Annotated in this window: 29 protein-coding genes; all 29 read left to right on the top strand. The window is 54.3% G+C overall.

The genetic code is table 11. The features are described 5' to 3' along the window. The first annotated feature begins 771 nt into the window (after positions 1 to 771). Genes H7U37_RS04260 through H7U37_RS04395 form a run of 29 tightly spaced genes read left to right on the top strand, consistent with a single transcriptional unit; the run spans position 772 to position 20,022 of the window. Positions 772 to 1,887, top strand: coding sequence for a hypothetical protein (locus tag H7U37_RS04260; protein WP_204873895.1), 1,116 nt, complete (start codon positions 772 to 774; stop codon positions 1,885 to 1,887). Positions 1,888 to 1,901: 14 nt separating this feature from the next. After that, positions 1,902 to 3,284 carry a DUF6138 family protein gene (locus tag H7U37_RS04265; protein WP_204873897.1) on the top strand — a complete coding sequence of 461 codons (1,383 nt, stop codon included), beginning with the start codon at positions 1,902 to 1,904 and terminating at the stop codon, positions 3,282 to 3,284. A 10-nt stretch (positions 3,285 to 3,294) separates the two neighbouring features. After that, complete coding sequence (locus H7U37_RS04270) at positions 3,295 to 4,137, top strand: DUF2262 domain-containing protein (protein ID WP_204873899.1); 843 nt, start codon at positions 3,295 to 3,297, stop codon at positions 4,135 to 4,137. 24 nt (positions 4,138 to 4,161) lie between these two features. Further along, positions 4,162 to 4,386 carry an Imm17 family immunity protein gene (locus H7U37_RS04275; protein WP_204873900.1) on the top strand — a complete coding sequence of 75 codons (225 nt, stop codon included), beginning with the start codon at positions 4,162 to 4,164 and terminating at the stop codon, positions 4,384 to 4,386. 12 nt (positions 4,387 to 4,398) lie between these two features. After that, a complete protein-coding gene (locus H7U37_RS04280; protein WP_204873901.1) occupies positions 4,399 to 4,938 on the top strand; it encodes a hypothetical protein in 540 nt (179 codons plus the stop codon). 2 nt (positions 4,939 to 4,940) lie between these two features. Next, positions 4,941 to 5,330: a hypothetical protein gene (locus tag H7U37_RS04285; protein ID WP_243414228.1), complete on the top strand. Its 390-nt coding sequence runs from the start codon at positions 4,941 to 4,943 to the stop codon at positions 5,328 to 5,330. Continuing rightward, positions 5,321 to 5,908, top strand: coding sequence for a hypothetical protein (locus H7U37_RS04290; protein WP_204873903.1), 588 nt, complete (start codon positions 5,321 to 5,323; stop codon positions 5,906 to 5,908). Before H7U37_RS04285 ends, H7U37_RS04290 begins: the two co-directional genes overlap by 10 nt. 10 nt (positions 5,909 to 5,918) lie before the next feature. Beyond that, positions 5,919 to 7,061, top strand: a complete 1,143-nt coding sequence (locus tag H7U37_RS04295) for a hypothetical protein (protein ID WP_204873904.1) — start codon at positions 5,919 to 5,921, stop codon at positions 7,059 to 7,061. A 26-nt stretch (positions 7,062 to 7,087) separates the two neighbouring features. Beyond that, a complete protein-coding gene (locus tag H7U37_RS04300; RefSeq protein WP_204873905.1) occupies positions 7,088 to 8,167 on the top strand; it encodes an ankyrin repeat domain-containing protein in 1,080 nt (359 codons plus the stop codon). Positions 8,168 to 8,171: 4 nt separating this feature from the next. Beyond that, positions 8,172 to 8,792, top strand: coding sequence for a hypothetical protein (locus H7U37_RS04305; protein ID WP_204873907.1), 621 nt, complete (start codon positions 8,172 to 8,174; stop codon positions 8,790 to 8,792). 13 nt (positions 8,793 to 8,805) lie between these two features. Further along, on the top strand, positions 8,806 to 9,396 hold the full coding sequence (locus H7U37_RS04310; protein ID WP_204873909.1) for a hypothetical protein: 591 nt from the start codon (positions 8,806 to 8,808) through the stop codon (positions 9,394 to 9,396). 14 nt (positions 9,397 to 9,410) lie between these two features. Beyond that, positions 9,411 to 10,250 carry a DUF2262 domain-containing protein gene (locus tag H7U37_RS04315; protein WP_204873911.1) on the top strand — a complete coding sequence of 280 codons (840 nt, stop codon included), beginning with the start codon at positions 9,411 to 9,413 and terminating at the stop codon, positions 10,248 to 10,250. Positions 10,251 to 10,262: 12 nt separating this feature from the next. Further along, entirely contained in the window at positions 10,263 to 10,766 is a 504-nt protein-coding gene (locus H7U37_RS04320) for a DUF2004 domain-containing protein (RefSeq protein ID WP_204873913.1), read from the top strand. Further along, on the top strand, positions 10,756 to 11,004 hold the full coding sequence (locus H7U37_RS15625) for a hypothetical protein (RefSeq protein ID WP_243414229.1): 249 nt from the start codon (positions 10,756 to 10,758) through the stop codon (positions 11,002 to 11,004). The genes H7U37_RS04320 and H7U37_RS15625 overlap by 11 nt, the downstream gene beginning before the upstream one ends. Position 11,005: 1 nt before the next feature. Continuing rightward, positions 11,006 to 11,206, top strand: coding sequence for a hypothetical protein (locus H7U37_RS15630; RefSeq protein WP_243414230.1), 201 nt, complete (start codon positions 11,006 to 11,008; stop codon positions 11,204 to 11,206). Positions 11,207 to 11,238: 32 nt separating this feature from the next. After that, a complete protein-coding gene (locus H7U37_RS04330; protein ID WP_204873915.1) occupies positions 11,239 to 11,793 on the top strand; it encodes an SUKH-3 domain-containing protein in 555 nt (184 codons plus the stop codon). Further along, positions 11,790 to 12,791 (top strand): DKNYY domain-containing protein, encoded by a 1,002-nt coding sequence (locus tag H7U37_RS04335; protein WP_204873917.1) that lies wholly within the window; start codon positions 11,790 to 11,792, stop codon positions 12,789 to 12,791. The genes H7U37_RS04330 and H7U37_RS04335 overlap by 4 nt, the downstream gene beginning before the upstream one ends. Before the next feature lie 14 nt (positions 12,792 to 12,805). After that, positions 12,806 to 13,132, top strand: a complete 327-nt coding sequence (locus tag H7U37_RS04340; RefSeq protein ID WP_204873918.1) for a DUF5713 family protein — start codon at positions 12,806 to 12,808, stop codon at positions 13,130 to 13,132. Positions 13,133 to 13,137: 5 nt separating this feature from the next. Beyond that, a complete protein-coding gene (locus H7U37_RS04345) occupies positions 13,138 to 13,344 on the top strand; it encodes a hypothetical protein (protein ID WP_054330790.1) in 207 nt (68 codons plus the stop codon). Positions 13,345 to 13,368: 24 nt separating this feature from the next. Further along, positions 13,369 to 13,716: a DUF6572 domain-containing protein gene (locus H7U37_RS04350; RefSeq protein WP_204873919.1), complete on the top strand. Its 348-nt coding sequence runs from the start codon at positions 13,369 to 13,371 to the stop codon at positions 13,714 to 13,716. A 36-nt stretch (positions 13,717 to 13,752) separates the two neighbouring features. Then, positions 13,753 to 14,484, top strand: coding sequence for a DUF4241 domain-containing protein (locus tag H7U37_RS04355; protein ID WP_204873920.1), 732 nt, complete (start codon positions 13,753 to 13,755; stop codon positions 14,482 to 14,484). Between the two features lie 14 nt (positions 14,485 to 14,498). Continuing rightward, positions 14,499 to 15,458, top strand: a complete 960-nt coding sequence (locus H7U37_RS04360; protein ID WP_204873921.1) for an NTF2 fold immunity protein — start codon at positions 14,499 to 14,501, stop codon at positions 15,456 to 15,458. Between the two features lie 8 nt (positions 15,459 to 15,466). Then, positions 15,467 to 15,703 (top strand): hypothetical protein, encoded by a 237-nt coding sequence (locus tag H7U37_RS04365; RefSeq protein WP_006874676.1) that lies wholly within the window; start codon positions 15,467 to 15,469, stop codon positions 15,701 to 15,703. A 15-nt stretch (positions 15,704 to 15,718) separates the two neighbouring features. After that, entirely contained in the window at positions 15,719 to 17,200 is a 1,482-nt protein-coding gene (locus H7U37_RS04370) for a hypothetical protein (protein WP_204873922.1), read from the top strand. Between the two features lie 12 nt (positions 17,201 to 17,212). Continuing rightward, positions 17,213 to 17,812, top strand: coding sequence for a hypothetical protein (locus tag H7U37_RS04375; RefSeq protein WP_087260284.1), 600 nt, complete (start codon positions 17,213 to 17,215; stop codon positions 17,810 to 17,812). A 31-nt stretch (positions 17,813 to 17,843) separates the two neighbouring features. Beyond that, positions 17,844 to 18,443 (top strand): hypothetical protein, encoded by a 600-nt coding sequence (locus tag H7U37_RS04380; protein WP_204873923.1) that lies wholly within the window; start codon positions 17,844 to 17,846, stop codon positions 18,441 to 18,443. Between the two features lie 2 nt (positions 18,444 to 18,445). Then, positions 18,446 to 18,688, top strand: a complete 243-nt coding sequence (locus H7U37_RS04385) for a hypothetical protein (RefSeq protein ID WP_199648707.1) — start codon at positions 18,446 to 18,448, stop codon at positions 18,686 to 18,688. An 18-nt stretch (positions 18,689 to 18,706) separates the two neighbouring features. Next, positions 18,707 to 19,576, top strand: coding sequence for an NADAR family protein (locus H7U37_RS04390; protein ID WP_204873924.1), 870 nt, complete (start codon positions 18,707 to 18,709; stop codon positions 19,574 to 19,576). After that, positions 19,564 to 20,022 carry a C-GCAxxG-C-C family protein gene (locus tag H7U37_RS04395; RefSeq protein ID WP_243414232.1) on the top strand — a complete coding sequence of 153 codons (459 nt, stop codon included), beginning with the start codon at positions 19,564 to 19,566 and terminating at the stop codon, positions 20,020 to 20,022. Before H7U37_RS04390 ends, H7U37_RS04395 begins: the two co-directional genes overlap by 13 nt. Positions 20,023 to 20,043: the final 21 nt, after the last annotated feature.

Consider the following 20,043-nt stretch of genomic DNA (forward strand, 5'->3'; position numbering starts at 1 on the left):
TACCAGAAAAAATTTAGTTTAACCGTTTAAGTCGTTTTAGGAATCAGAAACGAATAATCGTGAAAAGATTACCAATAATCTCTCAAAGCGGGGACAACTCTCTTAAAGATTGGAAAATAGTTATATACTTTTATAAATATTGACCATCACAAGCGGAGGGAGAAATTCTTCTGAAGAAGGCACTGAAGTGAGAAAAATTCGAAAAAACAGCGCTAAATGCTTTTATTTCTCTTACAATAATTAGTTTTTGAGTATTAGAATTTGTTTATAGCCCGTATCTCTCGGTTTGCTGGCTTAAAGGCCTTTTTTGAATATGCTTTATAGCACCTATTTCTTTGTATATTGCGTGCTAAAAATTGGTACGCGTGTTGTCCGCCAGCATCTATGTGTTTCCCTAACAGAGAACTGTTTCTGGGATTTTTCGATTCAAGTTTTAGTTGATAATTTCCATGTAATTAGGTATGATGGAAAAGAACCATCCGACCTTATTGTTTGAAAGAAGCAATTAACCATATATGAAAGTATCACAAGCAACTTACACTGTACGCATGGAATCATGCGTGATGTAGGCGGAAGTTTTTGGGAGATGCACACGAATCAGTTAAAGATAACTTTGATTCTATATAAAAAATGGATTTTGCCTGCGGAGGAAACCACATCTGGGGGTAGATGTGGCTTCTTTCTTGCGGCCTTTTCACGCCCTGCGTCAGCCTGTCCAAGTGACAGGGTGTCGCGGGGCGTTTTTCTATCTTTGGAAAGGAGTCAACGAATATGAGCCTGAAGTACACCTGCCCCGGCTGTGGGACACCCTTGGGCTATGAGGGATTGTGCTGGAAATGCAAATCTGAACAGGAGCGGAAGGCTGCTCTTGCTTGGACACCGGAACAAATCACAGAAAAGCAAAGAAACCTGATTCAGAACATCCAGCGGCTGGCTGATATGGAGGACCCGGAGTTCACCGACTTCTGGCAGCTGCTGGGGTACCATGATGCCATCACCCCGGAGATTCAGCGGGCGGCACTGGCCGCAGAGGTGTTCTGGCCGTGTGAAATCTATTATCACGCTCCCGCCGATGTGCGGGATGGTCTGATTCATGCGCTGTTGTCTTCGGAATATTCCAGCGCGGCTTCTAACCTGATGAGTTGCCTTGCTATGCAGGGAGATGACAAGGCAATGGAGACGCTGCTGGAGCTGGAGCGAAATCCCCGGCCCTGGCGCAAGGGCCTCTATGTGGACCCATCCAGCTATGCACAGATCGGCGGCTGGACCTTCGACAAAGAGGGCCAGAAAATCCAACTCAACTTCGATACCTGCTATCCTATGGTCAAAGGAACTACCGGCGAGAAATCTCCCGTCCGCATTGGCCGGGCACGGGAGGACACATGCCCCCACTGTGGCGGACGCATGGTGGACATGCTGGTGCTGGATGGCCGGGATGAGCGGCTCCGGTTCCTGGGGCTGGATGGTGTCCTGACTGCCACCTGCTGCCCCAGCTGCGTGGGATTCCTCAAAGGCCCCGCCTTCAACCGGTTCGCTCTGGATGGCGGCGTGGAGGTCTTTCCCTCCGAACTCTTTGACGGAGCGGAGAAGACGGATTGCTATGTCAGTCCCGAGGACTACAAGGCCCTCACGGAAAATCCCTTTGTGCTGGGCAAGATGCCTGTGCCCCTGTTTTACGGTGCGGCCTGCCAGGATGTGAACACCATCGGCGGCTTTGCCAACTGGGTACAGGACGCGGAATATACCATCTGTCCCCACTGCGGGAAACCTATGAAGTATCTGGCGCAGATCCAGTGGGATACGGTGTTTGACTGTGCGGAGGGCACGCTCTATGTGGAATTCTGTCCAGACTGCCAAATCGTATCCATGCGGCATCAGCAAACCTGAGAGGAGACCTTGCCATGAGTTTGCCAAAGCGTGATGGCGTACATGACCGCTACTATCTGATCCACAAGCCGGACACTTCCCCGGAGGTGCTGGCGGAGGCGGATCTCTGCATTCAGGATGTGCTGAACGGAACCGCTCGTGAAAATCACTCCGCCTACCCGACCGTGGTGCGAAATCACAACGGGACACCCTTTCTTCCCAGCCAGCTCCTGGAGCGGTATCTGTCCAAACTGCCTTTGAAGGGATTCCCCTATGAGGAAGCTGTTACATTCTGCGATGCCCTGCGGCGACTGGTGGGCTGGCAAGAGATCCGCTATAAGTTGGAGAAGTACATAGAAAAGCAGGTGCAGGAACGCTACTTCCTTGTGGGAGAGCGGGAAGATGGGTTTACCGTCTTTCCGCCCTGCACAGTACTGCCGGAATTGCGTCCGGAGGATGTGGACGAAGGTCTACTGCGCTTTGCCTGCTATGTGGCTATCTGCCATACCGTGTACGGGCAGAGTTTTGAATCCCTCACGACTGAACACATCCTCGGCCTGGTTTCCCAGCTCCGCCCAGATATGGTGAAGCAGCTGAAAACAGCCGGCAGCGGCAAATTACCAAAGGAAATCCAGCAGCGTAAGACGGAGCATTTCATCGCATCGGCCAATGATGCGTTTGCTGCCATCCGCATCACCGCCAGGGACTCCACCGAGGAGTGCTATGCTGAAATCCTGGACTACCTGTGTGCGGTGTTGGAGCAGGAGGAATTTCCCCGCAGTTACTCGGTGGAGTTCCGTGGGAAGGAAAAACTCTATCTGCCTATTCCCGGCCTGCCCAAGAAGGGAGTCAATCAGCTCTTTGCCTGCGCTGTGCAGCACCCCAATCTGCATCCAGCTATGGAGCGATACGCTCGTCTGGCTATGCGGGAGTTTGAGTGGTACCAAAACCTTGCGGACGAAGCCTGTGCTATGCCTGGCACCTTTGCCGTGTTCGCCCTGGGACTGGAAGGGCCGAAGTGGTGGCGGCTGGTGTGCGATTACCTGGATCGATGTGATGACGAGCACTCCTCTTTGCAGGAGAAGTTCCTGCATATTCTGTTCAAGCAGTACGGGTTCACTGCCCAGTCCCTGCCGGTGCTGGTCCACGGAGTACAGTCCATGCAGAATCTGAAGCCCGCAAAGGAGTTCCGCGCCCTGATCGCCAATGAGGAGAGCCTGGATGCTCTGCTGGAGATCAAAGGGCATCTGGAATATTACCTGCCGGAAGAATCCGGCAATGACAAAAGGGCGCTGGCCTACCTGTGGTGTGATGTGCTCTGGGCCATCTGGGGCACAGCCTCTGAAAACGGCGGCAGCAAGGTCATCAAGACAGCGCCCAAGGAACTGAAAGAGAAATACCAGCAGGTATTTGCGTAAGGAGAACGCCATGAAAAAGAGAACGGTCAAGGACTTTATTGCCCTATATGTCCCGGAAGATGAGGAAAAACTGGTACTGATTCAGGATGGTATCAGCGCGGACAAAACCTTTCTGGATACCTTTTGGACGGCACATACCCATGCCCTCGCCATGGCGGATGCCCAGACCGGACAGGTGATCTCCGGCCGATGCTACCTGAGCTGGCCGCTGACGGACAAGGAACGGGAAGCCAGCGACTATTCCAAGCGGTTTGCCAAGGGCAATATCTACCGGATCAAGGCCCGCGGCTGGAAAGGTGATGCCCTCTACGAACCTCAGTGGTATGTCACGGAGGTGCTGGAGGAAGACATCCCCTGTTCGGCGCTGGAGAAGATTTGGGCGGAATACACAAAGCCCATTCTTTTGGAGGACGAAGTGCTGGGAACCCTCACGCTGGATCGTGAGATGAGCATATTCGAGGGAACCTGTAAGTGGATGGGAAAAGAAGTCCGGATCTCGTTGGATGTGGAGATTGAAAAGAAAGCGTCCTGGACCCGTGTCACCAATGTGATGAAGAAACTGGTGGCAGACCAGGAAGCCTGGGATAAGTCCCTGCGTGCGATGGCTGCCCAAAAGCTCACCGCTCAGGCCAACGAGTGGCTGGCGGACAATGACCAGACCGACCGGGACCCGGAGAAAGACCCCATCACTGAGGATGAGTTCGCCCGGCGTATCCTGCTCACCGAGTTTACAGTATCTCCCGGCGGCCGTTTTACCGCCTGGTATGAGGACGACGATATGTTTTGGGGCCATGTGATCACTGTGGATGGAACGCTGAAAAAAGGCCCCGTTGACGCTGATATACAGGGATAGGGATAAGGAGAGGAGGAAACTTAAATGAACGGCGAGCAGATCACGGCCTTTTTACAGGCACACTGGGAGTGGGTGACTTTGATCATGGGCATTGTGTCCGTGGTTGGCTCAATTCTGAATTGGAACTGGATGTGCGACCCTACCGGCAAGCCGGACTCTCACCGCTATGGCCGCGGCTCCAGGCGGGCGATCTTCTTCCTACTGGGAATCGTGCTGATTGTGACCAGCATCATGTCCTGGGTGCTGTAAGGAGGACGAACGATGAGTGAAAAATATCCTACCTGGCTCACCGGCCATGTGAAGGAGTGGGCACAGAAACGCCTGCCCACCGTGACATTGTGTTCTACCACTGGCAATGAACTGCTGGAGGTTTGGTACTACGGTGACCTGTTGACCTTAAACGCAGAACCACAGCTATATATTGTTCCCAGTTATTTCGCTCCCGAACTTGTGACAGCTCGTGACCCGGAGAGCGGCGAGGAGTTCGTCATCTTCGACGGCGGGCGGCATGGCTACGACAATATGTTCTGCGATGAACATGATCCATCCGAGCTGGAACACCGTCCCCTCAAGCGGTATGAGATCCCCGCCTCCAAGTTGGTGCTGGAGCTGGGGTACAGCGTGGACTACGAGGACGAAAAAGAAGACTTCGAACCGGATGAGGCGGATACTGTGGAACTGATTAACGGCGAGCGTATGCCTTGGGAACAGGTCAAGCGGGACGGCATCGACTATATCGCCCTTTACTATGTGAACGAGGAAGGAAAACAAGTCCAGATACTGGACGCAGAGTTGGCATGAGTATGGTAATTCAATCTTTTGACAATCTGCACGACAACAGAGTCCTGCGCTACTGCGCTGATTTTGAAGCCCATACCCTGCACATGGATACCCGGACCGAGGCCGGAGAGAAAGTATCCGTTCACTTCACCGGCCTGCTGGCCCACTGGTTTGAAAATGTGATCCAGGACAACATCCTCTTCGGCATGGACGAGATCACCGTGGACGGTTTTTTTGAACAGTACAAAGACCTTCTGGGCGGGACCATCTCTTACGGCTTTCCCGCCTGCTGCAGCATCGAGGAACTGCGGGAGCGCATGGAACGGGAGCACATCCGGGTATTTGTCATCGACTCTTCCCTTGGGCTGTGCGGATTTGTACTGGCTCAGGAGGTGGAACTGCAATGTCCATAACTGCCTATAAAGTGGAAGCCGTCGGTCATGACCGAACCGGCAAGGACTTCGGTTATGCGAATATCATGTACCGATACGGCAACAAGAAGTCCTGTCCCCGGCCAGATCAATGTGAGAAGATGGAGGTCATGTGGGAGGACGAGAGCGTCTATGGGCCGCCTGCTCCCGGCAGCAAGGTGGGCGACTTTATACAGACATGGCTGATGGGCTCCTGGGACTGCGGAGTATTTACCCACCGGGAGATTGCCCAGCGGCTCATGGATACCTTCACCGGCCTGAAGATCAAGGAACTGGCGTGGTTTGAGAACCCCAGGGAAAAGACTCTGAAAAATGGTAAACCGCGTGCGCGCCAGGCCAAGTGGCTGCCGAACCGGGAGGTGGATCTGGTCTACCTCTATTCCGACCGCTATCTTGACGCCAGAAATCCCTCTCCCGCCGAAACCGACTTCTTCACCGTCACAAGGATGGATGCCTGGGGCGTGAGCACCTGGTTCATGTGTACCACAGAAGCCGCCGGGAAGCTGATCGCCATGAATTACGACAATCTGGCCGTCCAGGAAACCACCATTGTGGGATAGGAGAAAATGAATGATGACTTTGGAACAACTGCCCCCCAAGGGCATAAAGCGAGAACAGGCCATTTTGGAGCTGGGCAAGGATGAAGCAAACGGCGAACTGCTGTTCCAGCTTGTGAATACAGAAAAGGGCAAATGCAAAACGGCTGCTCAAAAGGCTTTGGCGCAGCTGGAGTATGCCACTGCTGCCCCATTGTGGGCCAAGCTGGTCAAGGGCAAATGGATGGGCAGCAATATCATGTCGGATGCCTGTTCCGACTGTGTATCGGAGCAGATTGCCCCAGTTATTCTGAAGACTCTCTCCCAGCTGCTGGACGAGGGGGACACAAAGCCGCTGGATATAGAACAACTGAACTTCTGTTTCCATTTGATGTTGGGGAAAGCCTCGCCTAAAATGCTGGAGGTCTACCGCTTCCTGGCGGAAAACACCCAGCGGATCGCCCAGCTGAAACGCACGCCTGTTTATTCTGATGATGATTGTACCTCCTGGTGGATTACGGACGGGCTTCGCATTTGGGATGCCGCACCCAAGGAAAAAGAGAAAATTCCCGCTGTGGTGCTGACTGCCTCCCTGATCCGCAACCCGGATGAGCGACTGCAAGCATTGGCTGATGAGCTGAATGAACGCTACGGCGGCAGCTGGCTGATGCCGGTCTTTATGAAGGCGATCATCACCCAGCCCAAGGAGCAGGTGTATGAGACCTATTCGCCCCTTCTGGATACGCCGCAAAAAGCCTATTTGTTCCATGCGCTGGGAATGCTCCATTACCGCTGTTATCCGGAAGACTGGACCTATGAACGCCTGGGCCCGGATGGAATGATCGCTCTGATTTTCTGGGGGGATTATAGCTATGGAACCTATGACACAAGGTTTATGATTGAACGCTATGTGGATCTGGATGAGCAGTGGCTCTTTGATCTGGCCAAGGACCCAGAGGGCCGCAAACCTACGGTGACATGGCAGACCTACAACCGGGGCGGTGTGCTATATGGAAGCTACGACGAAATGTTCATCAGCCTGCTGCCCCGCAAGGTGGAAAACCCGGAACTGAAGCGCATTCTGCGGGAATACTTCCGTATTCGCAGCGAAAAAGTGAAAGTGGAAGAAAGTATTACTGTTTACAAAGATGCTGCTGAGCGGTTCGGGGATGAATGAGTACAAGTCGAGAAAGCAGGTGCCTTATGTACCAAATTGCATATATTGGCCGCTGGGAGACCCTCCCGGAAACGGCTGCCGCCATCTGTGACCATGACACTCCCAAGCTGGAGGCGCTGCTCCAAGGCGGTCTGGATTTAGATGTTCCCATCCAGCTCAGCGAATACATCAAGCTGATGCCATTGGAGATTGCGGTTTTTCGGAATGATGTGCCCATGATCCACTTCCTGCTGGAGCATGGAGCTGATCCCGGTCTGGCAGAGGAACAGCCCCTGCTGCTCACCGCTGCCCGCTGTTGTGGGCCGGAGGTGGTGGCGCTCTTTGCTGGACAGGCCGCAAAACTCAGCCCGAAGCAGAAAGAGCGGGCCTTCCAGGAAGTGCGCTGGGGGCAGCGAGCGGAGAATATCCAGGTGCTGGAGCAAGCCGGGATCACAGTGAACCAGTTCGGCGGCGAGGCGTTCCGTGCGGCTGTGTCCGATGGACAGGCCGAGCTTGCCAAACTGCTGTTGGAAAAAGGGGCGGATATCAATTACCACAAGCCGGACATGGTGTTCCCGTATGCCTCGACCCCTGTCACCGAGGCCGCCCGCTCCAACAATTTCCCCATGGTGCGCTGGCTGGTGGAACAGGGGGCGGACATCACCCTTGTTGACAAATACGGCGACCGGCCTTACACCGTGGCGGTGCAGAACAATAATCAGGAGCTGGCCGACTACCTGAAAGCCCTGGAACCGGAGGAATGGCACAACGAGCAGGAGAAGCTCCGGCAGCTTATGCCCTACAAGCTGCCTGCCAAGCTGGTGGAATACTTGAAGACCGGCCCCCTACGGCTGGAGTTCCCGGATCAGGAATGGGTGAAGTGGGCAGAGCTCTACTCCTTCATGGATGTGCAGGAGATGACCTGGAAACGGAAGAAGCTGCTCTCCCTGATGGTGCAGATGGACAACTACAGCGACTATCTGCTGCTGTGGAGCCCCAGGGACAAAAAGCTGTGGTATCTGGACATCGAGCATGAGGAATTCCACCCTCTGGCCAAATGGGATGACTTCATCGCAGATCCCGGACGGTATCTGAACGGGATGATCGAGGGTGAGTTTGAGGAGTAAAGCCATGACATCCATAGACTTTCTGAACAAGGTACATAAAAACCTAGACTCGCAGGAATACAGCCTCTCTTATTCTCCGGCCAAGTCCAAGAATTATATGCTGTACTGCAACGGCAACTTCATCGGTGGCCTGTTCGATGAGGAGCTGTGCTTCGTCTACGCCGACAGTGTGAGCGAGCTGCTGGGGCAGCCGGAACCCGTCTACCGCGGCTACTCCAGCACCGCCCAGCACAGGATGCTGGTGATCCCGGAGGAACACTGGGCGAAGGCGCTGAAACTGCTCTATGCTGAGAAATTTGACTGGAGCCGTTTGGTGTACGACATCACATACACCAGCATTGGCGCGGCTGTGGTGGAGGACTTTTACGATGAGAATGTGGTGTTTCTGCGCTTCTGCTTTGAAAAGGAACTGCTGAAAAAGAATCCTCTGGACCGGCAGGGCCGTATCCTGCGGATGGTCTATCTCAATCAGGATCTGACAACAGCGGGCAAATATCTATTCCCCAGACTGATGCAAAAGTTCCTTGTTTTTACAGATCGAGGCGGGAAAAGCAGTCTGGAAACCATGCTGAATCGGTGGTACACCGCGCTGGAGAAGGAGTACCTCAGCCATACAGCGGGATAAGGAGGGCAGCAACATGACAGAGAAGAACAGAATCTACATCACCCATCTCAAGGTCGCTGATGTCCCGTGGCACCGGCTCACCACCGCCTATGGCCGGGGGACGGATTTTCCCGCATACCTGACAGTGCTGGAGCAGATGCGTGATTTGGCATCCGTCAAAGAGTCTCTCTATGAACTTACCACCAACATGGAACACCAGAGTACCCTGTGGCATGCTACCCCCTTCGGCATGGTGTTCCTGTGCCGAATTCTGGAGAAGGCCCTCGCAGAGAGCGGGCAAAACCCCGCAGCCCATTTTCTGGCCGGGGAGCTGCTTGACTTCTTCTCCTGCATCCTCCAGTGCTTCCACGATGGAGATGAGATGGAGCACGCCGAGGCGCTGCCGCTGTTCTCCGATCTGCTGAAGGAAGAATACCTGTGGTCGGAGGAATACGACGAGGAAGAAGATGAGATGCGCTACGAGGAGGACGAGGTCTTCCCCGATGACCTGTTCTACAGCTTCTATTACTACTCCTGGCAGGCGGTAAAAGCCTACCAGGATGTATTGGAGCAAGTCCCGTCAGAGTTTGCCAAGCCCGCTGCCGAGGTGCTGGAACTGCTGTAAAGGAGGCTACACATATGTTTGAAGAATTCTATGAGATGTACGAGCCCGAGGAGCAGGAAGTGGTCGCTCTGATCAATCGCTGCATTGGGGGCGGATTTAACTGGAAAGGCAGCTTTTGGGAAATGACCGTTGTGACGCTGGGCATGGTGTTCTGTAACACCGGCAAGGTCAGCACCAAAGAGGAACGACTGGATTGGCCGGTCACCGAGGAGGAACGCAATAGCGACAAGGGCTGGGGACGCTTTGGCAAGGAGCAGATCTGCCGCCTGAAGATCCGCCAGATAAAAGAAGAATTGGCAAAGGATCTGGTGGTGCGCCCCTGGTGTATCTCCCAGGTGGTCAAGGCCCATGAGGACTGCCCGGAACTCCAGGCCGTTCTGGACGAGTACCACAAGCCAGTGGTGATCCAGGACCAGGTGCTGGGAGAACTGACACTGGACAAGGACTATGATACCTTCGAGGGCGAAATCCAGTGGTGCGGAAAGGATGTGAGCCTTTCTCTGGAAGTCAATGCCGAGAGTAAGCCCTCCTGGACCCGCGCCCGCAGTGCCGCCAAGAAGCTGCTGGCCGACTGTGAAACCTGGGACAAAGCCATGCGGGAGCTTGTAGCCAAGAACCTGACCGAGCTGGCCAACAACTGGCTCTCCCAGGATGAGAAAGACCCCCGCAATCCAGAAACCGACCCCATCACAGAGGAAGAACTTGCCCGGCGGATCAGCATAACGAGCCTATCCGTCACCTCCGGCGGCAGCTTCACCGCCTGGTTTGACTGCGATGAGATGTTCACCGATCATGCTGTGACGGTCTACGGTTCCTTGAAAAAGGGCCTCAAAACTGCCAACATTGAGGGATAAGGAGGCGCAGAGATGAAGCTGAACTGTAAACGCATTGATTTTACATATACCCCCGGCAAGGAAATCTTCAACTTTCCCGAGGAATCGGGACTACCCTTTATCTTCGATGTAGAGGAAGAACTGACCGGCGATCCTGCTGCCATGGATGCGGTGGGAGAAATGCTGGATGAGGCGGAGAAATTGGCGGAGAAGGCCAAAGCCGCCATCAAAGCGGCGCTGGCGGACGAGGACAGCCGCTACCATAGCGTTGTGACATTTTTCATGGAGTTCCACCGGGACGATGTAGGCTCGGATATTGCGGCGGAACTTTTTCCGGGAACCGACCCATCCAAGCTGTCCTTTGCCGAGATGGTGGACTTTTTGAAGCTCAAGCGGTTCGGCAGTCTGGTGGATGACGAGATGGATCAACAAGTTTTCATTATGGATCTGTCCTTCAACCCGGAGATCACCGACGAGTTGATGGTAATCTACTTTGACTTAAACCAGGAGATTTTCTGTATTACCCATGAAAGCTGATGAAAGAGAATTGCCTATGGAAAAAGCGACTGCTGTTAATACCTGCTTAGGTGTTTTGAAGGGACGGGACTGCATCTATCTGGATCAGGTGAAACAGGATGCTCTGAACAATCTGACCTTTACGGGGGACATCAATGGCCATCTAATCTCCCAGTGCAGGGACGAAAAAGACTGGTTTCCCTATACACTCACCTTATACACTCACCTTCCGGCAGGTGCTGGCCTATTTTACCTGTGAATTGGACACCTATGAAAATATGGCTGGGACGGAGTATCTGGATGGCAGTTCCTTCGATTTAATTGAGGACAGCACCTGGCTGAAGTCTCTGCCAGTGCGGGAGGACTTTGACAAAGGCATCTATCGGCACTACCGGCTGTTTACATACGATGATGTTTACAACATCATTGCAGTTTCCTATGAGTTTGTGGCAGAGTTGTAAATGTCTGAAATCTGGTAATGGAGGTAACCACCATGATCAAAGAACGCATCCCCATTTCCGGCGATCTTAAAAGCAAGGTCAAGCAGCTGATGGAGTACGCCGGATGGCAGGAAGGGCGAAAAGTGGACATCTCCATTGCGGAAAAGTATTACGCCGAGCATGGTGCCCCGATGATGAAGTCCACCCAGCGGTTTTACCGCAAGTATTTCGGCCTGTGCTGTGAGTGGTATCTGGAGCAGAAAAAACTGAACTGGGCGGCTGACTTCCAATTCGCTTTGTTCCCTTACCTGGTCAACGGGATCAAAAACCATTTGGAAGAAGCCTATTTTCGGGATATGTCCGGCTGTGAACTGGCAGAGATAGAACAGGCTGCCGGTGAAAAATGCCAGCCTATCGGTCATATCGGCTACTACTACCCGGCGGAGGTTTGGATCTCCGAGTACGGGAAACTGTATGCGAAATATGAGTACCAGGATGAGATTGAGTGCTTTCCGGATGTGTTTGCCCTGATTGAGCGGGATCTGCGGCAGTGCAAATTTGATTCCGCTGCCATGAAAACAGTTGAGGCACTGGACGGAAAACTATGAAACATGACTTTACTATTTGGCGCAATCAAATATTGCAGAATCCGCGGGACATTTCACCGCTGAAATTCGGAATATCGCAGGATGAGGTCATAGAAATCTTCGGGAATCCCGATGCTGTTTCCACCATGAGAAGTGACGGGAAGCCTTTGATCCTCAAATATCATGACATTGAACTGCATTTCGATAGAAAGGCCCCTCATGGGCTCTACTTAGTTTATAGCGACGACGAAATCGAGCTGAGCATAACAGATGATCACGAAGAACTGCTGCAGCCGATCACAAACATAGAGCCGGTGGACAACGAATTTTTCCTTCGGGATGGAGCCGTTTATTTCTCCGGTCTATACGAAAACGGCTTGTTGAAGGGTGTTTCGCCCAAAGACTTCTGCTGTTGGCGTTACTGGGGCAAATCCTCTACGGCCTGCTTTCTCGGTGGGATTCGTCTGCGCGGAGCAGACCCGGCATCGTTTCGGGTGTTAAACTATGCCTACGCAATGGATAAAACAGCCGTCTACACTACCAGCGGGAGAATCCCAGATGTAGAGCTGGCAGCCTTCCAGGTGTTGGACAATGGCCAGAACGATTCAGGCGCGCCCCAGGGATATGCAAAAGACGGTCATCAGGTCTACTTCCATAATGGGGACGGCAATGTGAAGATCATCAAGGGCACGGAAGTTTCCACTTTCCGCTCGTTGGGCGATACCTATTTTGCCAGGGATGAGAAACGGATCTATGCCTACGGGAAGCAGCTTCCCAAAGCGGATCTGCCCTCATGGGAATTGCTCAGTCACTGGTATTCCCGCGATGCCAGGCGGGTGTACTACCTCAACCGGGAGATTAAGGGGGCGGATTGGGACAGTTTTACGGTATGCACCCCGCTGGACGCACCTCCACTTGCCGATCATCTGGCCCGTGACAAGGAACATTTTTACCAAAACGATGAGATGATTGAAGAACTGCTGTGGCTGGAAAGGCTGCAAGCAATACAGGAAAAATGAAAGGAGCAATCTCTATGAAAGCATTTGACCCCAATTACAAGCTGCTGGACGAGATGTATCAGGACAATTACTATCCTGCTTTTCTGGTAGACAAGGTAAAGCACGAACTCCAGAAAGTCATCGACCTGCTGGAGGGCGGCGAAACCGACGCCGAAGTGGTGCAGGAGACGCTGGACGAGGCGGTCTGCGGCATCAATGATCTCCAGGAGGAGTTTGACGAGAACGACAGCGAGATCGAAACTGTGGCCCGGGAATGCATTGCGGAAAATGTGGCCTACATTCTGGCGTGGTTCAACATTCCCATTGATACCGAGGAGGCCATCCGGGAAAGAGATTGGTGAACCTCATGGCAGAAAAAGAACTGGCCGTCTGTGATGAGTGCGGCAGCCTGTTTTTCAAAGGCTCCTCACAGATGATGGGACTGTGCCCGGAATGTGCTCATGTTCTCTATGGCTACCCAAATTGTCCCCATCGTTTCCTGAATGGCCGGTGTGTGAACTGCTACTGGGACGGCTCTAAGAGCGAGTACATCAAGCATTTAGAGGAAGATTGAGTCAAAAAGGGACTGGTGAAGACAATGTCCATTGAAAATATGTTTGGCGAACTGGATAAGATCGACATTCTGGCAGAAACCAAAACCGGAGAAGTGGTGATGGTTTTGGTCTGTAATGGCTTTATTGATGGCTCCCCGGAAACGCAGAAGGCCCTGCTGGACAAGATGGAGGGCTATCTGAACCACACCCAGAGTGAGGAATTTCAAAAGGAATATAGTGGCTGGCCCGTGATTCTGCGTGTGACCCTTGGCCGGGAGCCGGATGAGCACATCCTGGCCCTGCTCAGCAAGTGCCCTGCGTGGGCGGAGGATTACGGCGTAAAGCTGGAAATTGAAATTGGAGGAAAACCGGTCCGCATTGTAGAGAGCTGACCTATGCTCAAACCAAATCAACAGGAGGAAACGGGTATGCCGACAACAGAATGGCTGAACAAATACGAATCTATCAAAGATAAACTGGCCTGCAAAACAGACCTGGACACTCATTTCACAGAGAAAGTGATTGGGAATATGCGGGTGAATGTGCTGGACATTGGCACCGTCCATTTTCCCACCGGGACAATCTTCGCCTGCGATCCTCTGGTGGAGCTGGAGGACACGCCGCCCTTTATCCAGACGATCCCCGCCGGGACTTATCCCGTAAAGATCTGTGTGGTCCCCAGTGAGAAATATGGTGACCGCTACGCCTGTGTCAAGGTGGAGGTCAGCCGGGAAAAGCCTGTCCGCTATGAGCTGGGCATGACCGGCAAAGAGGATCTGGACGAGGAAGTGGGCGAGGACGAGTATTTTGGCTTTGGCGTAGACGCTGGAATGGGCTGTGTTGCGGACATCCAGACCCAGGCGGCTTTTAAGGTATACTGGGCCAAGCGGCTGGAGGAAGACCCGGACATCGACCCCTACAACGACCTGTTCTGCGATCTTCTGGAGGAAAACGCCAAAGCCAACCCCAAATATCAGGGAGACTGCGGCGACTGGCTCAACTGGACGGTGCCGGACACAGACTGCAATCTGCCCATCTTTGCCTCCGGCTGGGGCGACGGTTACTATCCCGTCTACTTCGGCTATGACGCAAAGGGCGAAATCTGCGCCGTGTATGTACGCTTCATCGACATTGAAGCCAGTTACAAGGAGCAGTCGTAAGGAGGGAAACAGCGATGGAATGGCCAAAACGGGCGCGGACAGTGAACTGGGAGAGCGGTGTCCTGACCTTAGACGGAGAAAAGCAATTTGAAATCCCGGAGCTGACCGCAGAGATCATGGAGCAGCTGGCCGCTTACACCCTGGTGGGCTTTCATGTGAAAGGCTATCCGGTGACGGATGAACTGCTTGCCCCCTTTGCCGGACATAAAAGCATGGCCAATTTCGGCGTGGAGGACGGTGCGCTCACCGACGCCTGTTTTCCCGTTTTTTCCGCTATGCCCAAGCTGCGTTATCTGCTGCTGGACGGCAATGCCGCCATCCACGGCAGCGGCCTGTCCGCCTTGCAAGGCTGCAAGCTGGACCTTTTGACTCTTAACCGGACCGGGCTGGATGATGCCGGTCTGCTCCAGGCGGCCTCCATCCCCAAGCTCTCCCACATCCAGATCGACCATACCGCTGTGACATACGAGGGCCTGCTGGCCATCGCCGGCAACAACCGCATCGAGCCGGTGGCCCATGTGCAATTCACCAAGGAGCAGATGGAACGCTTCTCCCAACTCCAGCGGGAAAAGGCCAAAAAGCCCGTCCAGCTGGATGAGCAGGCGGCGGCGGAATGCCGCAGGGTTCTGTCCGCTTTCTTTGCCGAGATGACGCAGTGGGAGCAGTACATGGAGCAGGCCGGGTTTGAGGATGCCCAGGCTGTGCCCCGCCTGCTGGCGATCTGGGAAAAGTATGTGAGCGAAAAGCCCCGTCCGGGCTACCGTCCTCTGGGCCTCTCATACAGTGCCCAGGGCACCTACAACGGGGAAGAATTCCTTGACGCGGAGCAGATCACCAAGAACAAACTCTACATCTACACCAGGGAGAAAAACACCGGCTTTGACCGCCGTTTCCTCATGAAGCGTGTGGGCGATAACTGGATGATCGACGGGGTTCAGGAGCGGCTGGACGGCTGGCAGCGCACGGGATTGTGAGGCATCACATGGCATGGGAATATGAAACCTTTGGCCCAGACGGTCAATGCAAATTGTTTGGTGTGAACATCTTTGACTACGACTGGCAAACCACCGGCAAGCGAGTAAAAGTCAAAGACCCGATCTATCACCAAGACCATACCTTCGAGGTCTGGCAGGTGGAGATTGACGGGCAGATCCACCGCTTTGCCGCCGGAGAGTTCTCCAACTGCGTATGGGGATTCTATCTGGAAAAGAACGGATGAGGGGAGCGTGGCGCCATGAAAGCCAACGCCGGAGAGGTCTATACAGTCTATAACCAATATCTTAAACGCTACACCGCCTGCCAGGTGGCCTATATTGCGCCGCCGGACACGGTGAGCGAAGAATCTTGGGCGGTGGTCCTCTCTCTGGATTGGGTGGGCGACGCCCCTCTGACTGCGGAGGAACTGCCCCATCTCCGCCCGCTCTACAAGGACTTCATGTACTGGTCCCGCGACCTCCACCTGCTGCGGGTGCCGTTGGAGGTCCCGCCCCAGTACACGCTAGTGGGCACACTGCCGCCCTTCACCGACCAGCCCTGCCGCTCCTATGGCGGCTGGAGTGACGGCTATGATATGTATCTCCAGATCCGGTGGCAGGCCATTCCGGAGGAACGGCGGCGGGCTTTCAAGGAGGCCATGGAGAGCGAAGAGAAAACGGAGATCGGCGGTATCCCGGTGAAGGTCAGCAGCCATCGGGTGACGGACCAGTACGAACCATTCGATTCGGCGCTGGAACTAAAGGCGCTGCCTTGCCTCTCCACCCTTATCTGCGAGCGGTGGCACCCGGATCTGCTGGAGTTTTTGCGGGAAAACCCCTTTGTTGATGAAGTGACTTTGCTGAACCACGGTCAGAGGACACTTGATCTGCGGGGCACCAGCATCAGAAAGCTGATGCTGGACATGACCGGGCTGGAGGAGCTATGGCTGTGTGAGGGAACGGAGCAGCTCCTGTTCCAGAACAAGGGGCTGGACGCCTGTACCATCCATGCCCCCGAAAATGGCAGCGGCTTGACCCTCCAATTTATCGGGGAATACTGCCCGCACACGGAACTGCCGAACCTACGGGGGCTGCATGGCATCGAGCTGAAGGACTTTGATCTGACCGGGCTGGCTGCTGTCCATCCCCACCTGAAGGAACTGCGGCTCTGGGGCGCGCCGGGAAATCTGGGGAACTTCTCCGCCGTGGGAGGGTTCCGGGAACTGACGAACCTCTCCACCTTCGACCTGTTCGGCTTCGGCGCAGCTGACATCCCCACCCCGGAGCAGGTGCCGGAGCTTCGCTGGTTCTGGATGACCAGCCTGCCGGAGACGGCGGCAAAAGCGGCAAAGCAGCTCTGGAAAAGCAAGCCGGGAATGGATCTGCGGATCACTAAGGCCCGGAAACCGGAGTGGCTGGCGCAAAACCTGGACAATCCCTTCCGGGGCTGGGACGGTGCGGAGCATATCCCTGCCGCCGCTGCGAAAAAGGCAGCCAATCAATACCGCAAGACCCGTTCCCAGCTGATGAAGCTGGCCGCTGAACCGGGTGAAGACGCCCAGGCCCAGGCGATGGATGCGGTGACAGCCTACACCCAGACCTTCAACAAGATGGGCTTTATCGAAACCGAGGAGCGGGATGAAATTTACATGGCTCTGCGGGGTATCCTGGACGCCCTGCCGGGCGATATGCTCCAGAAAGATGCCCTAATTGAACACTTTGATCATGTGCGAGATTTTTGAAAGGGGCATCACATGAGTTACACAAAATTCAGCAAGGCAGTGACCAAGTGGCTGAAAGCCAATGGCCTGCCCTGCTATGGAACAGCCTACGATAGCCCCGAGGAAACAAAAGCCCGGCTGGACGCATGGATGCGCGGGAGCAAAGAGATACTGCGCCAATGGATCACAGATAAGCGTTACCGTGAACTGATCTCCTGCGCCCACGGAGGCTGGTATCAGGATGATGTAATTTTTGAGCCCTTGGCTGAACATTTTGTGGCGAACCACCTGTTTGATGAACTGCGGTTTCTCTGCGAACGCGGCATCCGTTTTTCTGCGGAAGATATGCTGGCCACCATTAAATCTGAGAAAGAGGAGCATGGGACGCTTGATATAGAAACGATTCGGTCTATCGATGTTCCAAGCTATGTGTCAGGCCGCAGTTATTCCCATTTGGGGGAAATCGCAAAATACAGGAAACGGGCGCTGGATCAGATTATCCGCTATGCAGGCTATCTGGAGCAGATCCACGCACCTGCGGAGTATTTGGAACAGGTAAATGTCCTGCAAGAGAGCGTTTCGGATCTGACAATCAAAACAAAAGATTTGAAACCATTTCGATTTCGGCTGTGAGAGTAACTACCTGAAAGGAGTGTGTGGGCGCATGAGTCGAATTGTTGATGAACCCTATTTCACCCACATTGCCTACAGCGCCTTCACCACTGGCATCCAGGTAAAATGCCCCAAATGCCATGGCACGGGTGTGGTGACAGCGGACGATGACAACGCTTATTTCCGCTGCCTAAGCTGCGGCCATCAGGAGACACGCGACCGGACGATCTACCGCTATGATGTCCATAACCAGTGCAAAAACTGCGGCAGGTACTATCGGGTGGATATTGAAGACGAGGCAAAGCAGCGGTTTCCCGTCCTCCATGTGGCCTGTCCCTATTGCGGGGCAACCATGCCGGGCGCGGTACACAAAACGGCGGAGGCTTTCTCCTATGGCGCGGAGATTCAGGGCGGCAAGGACCCCTGGTTCGGCCTGGAACTGTGGTTTTTGACCTCATTCCAGGGTAAACCAGTCTGGGCCCTAAACCGGGAACACCTTGCCTATCTGATCGACTATCTCAGCGCCGACCTGCGGGAAAAGCCATCGGGTAGCCAGAAAAAGACTCAGGCCGACCATCTTCCCACCTTCATGAAAACCGCAAAGAACCGGGAGCGGATCGTGAAGCTGCTGAAGAAACTACAGGAGGGATGAGGATGGATCAGAATGTCCTTTATCGTGGTCAGCGTCTTACCCTGACGCGGTTTTGGGCGACGGGAGAGCCTTGCCTGTGGATCACCGATCCTCAACAGATCGGGATGCCCAAAATGGAGTTTGTGGGAGGCCACCCGGACGAATACTGCATTTTTCTGAAAAATCTGACGGAATCAGAGCTGACACAGATCACATCCCTGGACGGCGCTCCGCTGGATGTAAAAGAAGAACTAAGCGATATCTGACAGGAAAGGACAAGCCCTATGGCACTGCAAGACAAGAACATCATGCCTCCCCCTTGGCTGGCTCACCGGGAGATTGAGCGATACTCCATTGGCTGGCGCATGGGCTATGGGGAGGATTACATAGACCGGTTTGGCACATGGCTGGACACCCTCTCCCCGGAGGAGCGGACGGAATACCGCACCCTCTTTCCCGAGCCGGTGACCTGGAAGGGCTGGTGGGACGGCGAGGACAGCGACGAGATGCTGGTACACGGTGACTTCTTAGTGGAGGCATGGCAGCCGGAGGGCCGGCCCAAGTACACCCGCCAGTGGCTCCAGCAGGAGTTTGCTGCCAAGCGGCAGCGGGAATTCTGCCTGTTCTGGGGGCACTCCCCTGCCCCTGACGGCAGCATCACAAAAAGTTGCCTCAGCCAGTGGTGGATGGAGGACTTCTATACGACGGCTGACTCCTACCTCTGCATGGAGCAGTATATGATGGCTGCTAAGGCCGAGCTGTTCGGCGACAAAGAGATCCGGGACCAGATTTTGAAATGCAGCGACCAAAAGCAGATCAAGTCTCTTGGCCGCAAGGTGCGGGGCTTTGACCAGAAGGTATGGGACAAGTTCAAGTACGCCATTGTGCTGCTTGGCAACTGGCACAAATTTAGCCAGAACCGCGAACTGCGGGAGTTTCTCCTTTCCACCGGGGACAGCGTGCTGGTGGAGGCCAGCCCCTACGATGCCATCTGGGGCATCCGCCTCGCGGCCAGTTCGCCGGAGGCCCAGGACCCCATGAAGTGGCGTGGACAAAACCTGCTGGGCTTTGCGCTGATGGAGGTGCGGGACGAGCTGCGCAGAGTGACACAGAATGAAATGCTTTGCGATTGGAGTATGGTATGGCAACAATGAAACTCTATGAACTGGTCAACCACTACCATATCGGCACGGAACTGACCTGTGCCGAGGCGATGTTCATGGCCTGCAATGAATATTACCATCTGAATTTGTCCGAGGAGACCCGGAAAATGTTCTCCGTCATGGGCCTTGGGATGCAGACCGAGCACTCCTGCTGCGGCGCTTTCACCGTGGCGGTGGGGATCATTGGGCTGATGACCGCAAAAGAAGGTCAGACGGATGTGAGCAACATGGAAGGCTATGGGATGATTGCTGAATTGACGGACTTCATGCTGGGCTTCTATGGAACGCTCCACTGCGTCGAGCTGCAAAAGCTGGAGATCGTGGGGGTTGAGAATCCCTGCCACGCCATTGTGGAGGCGCTGGCCAAAAAGCTGGAGGAACTGCTGGCGGGGCAAAGGATCTTCCGCCCGGTAAACGGAGGACAACTGGGCTGCTGATGTGCCGGAGAGCGAGGGATT

The sequence above is a fragment of the Pseudoflavonifractor phocaeensis genome, from assembly GCF_016901735.1.
Lineage (GTDB): Bacteria > Bacillota > Clostridia > Oscillospirales > Oscillospiraceae > Pseudoflavonifractor_A.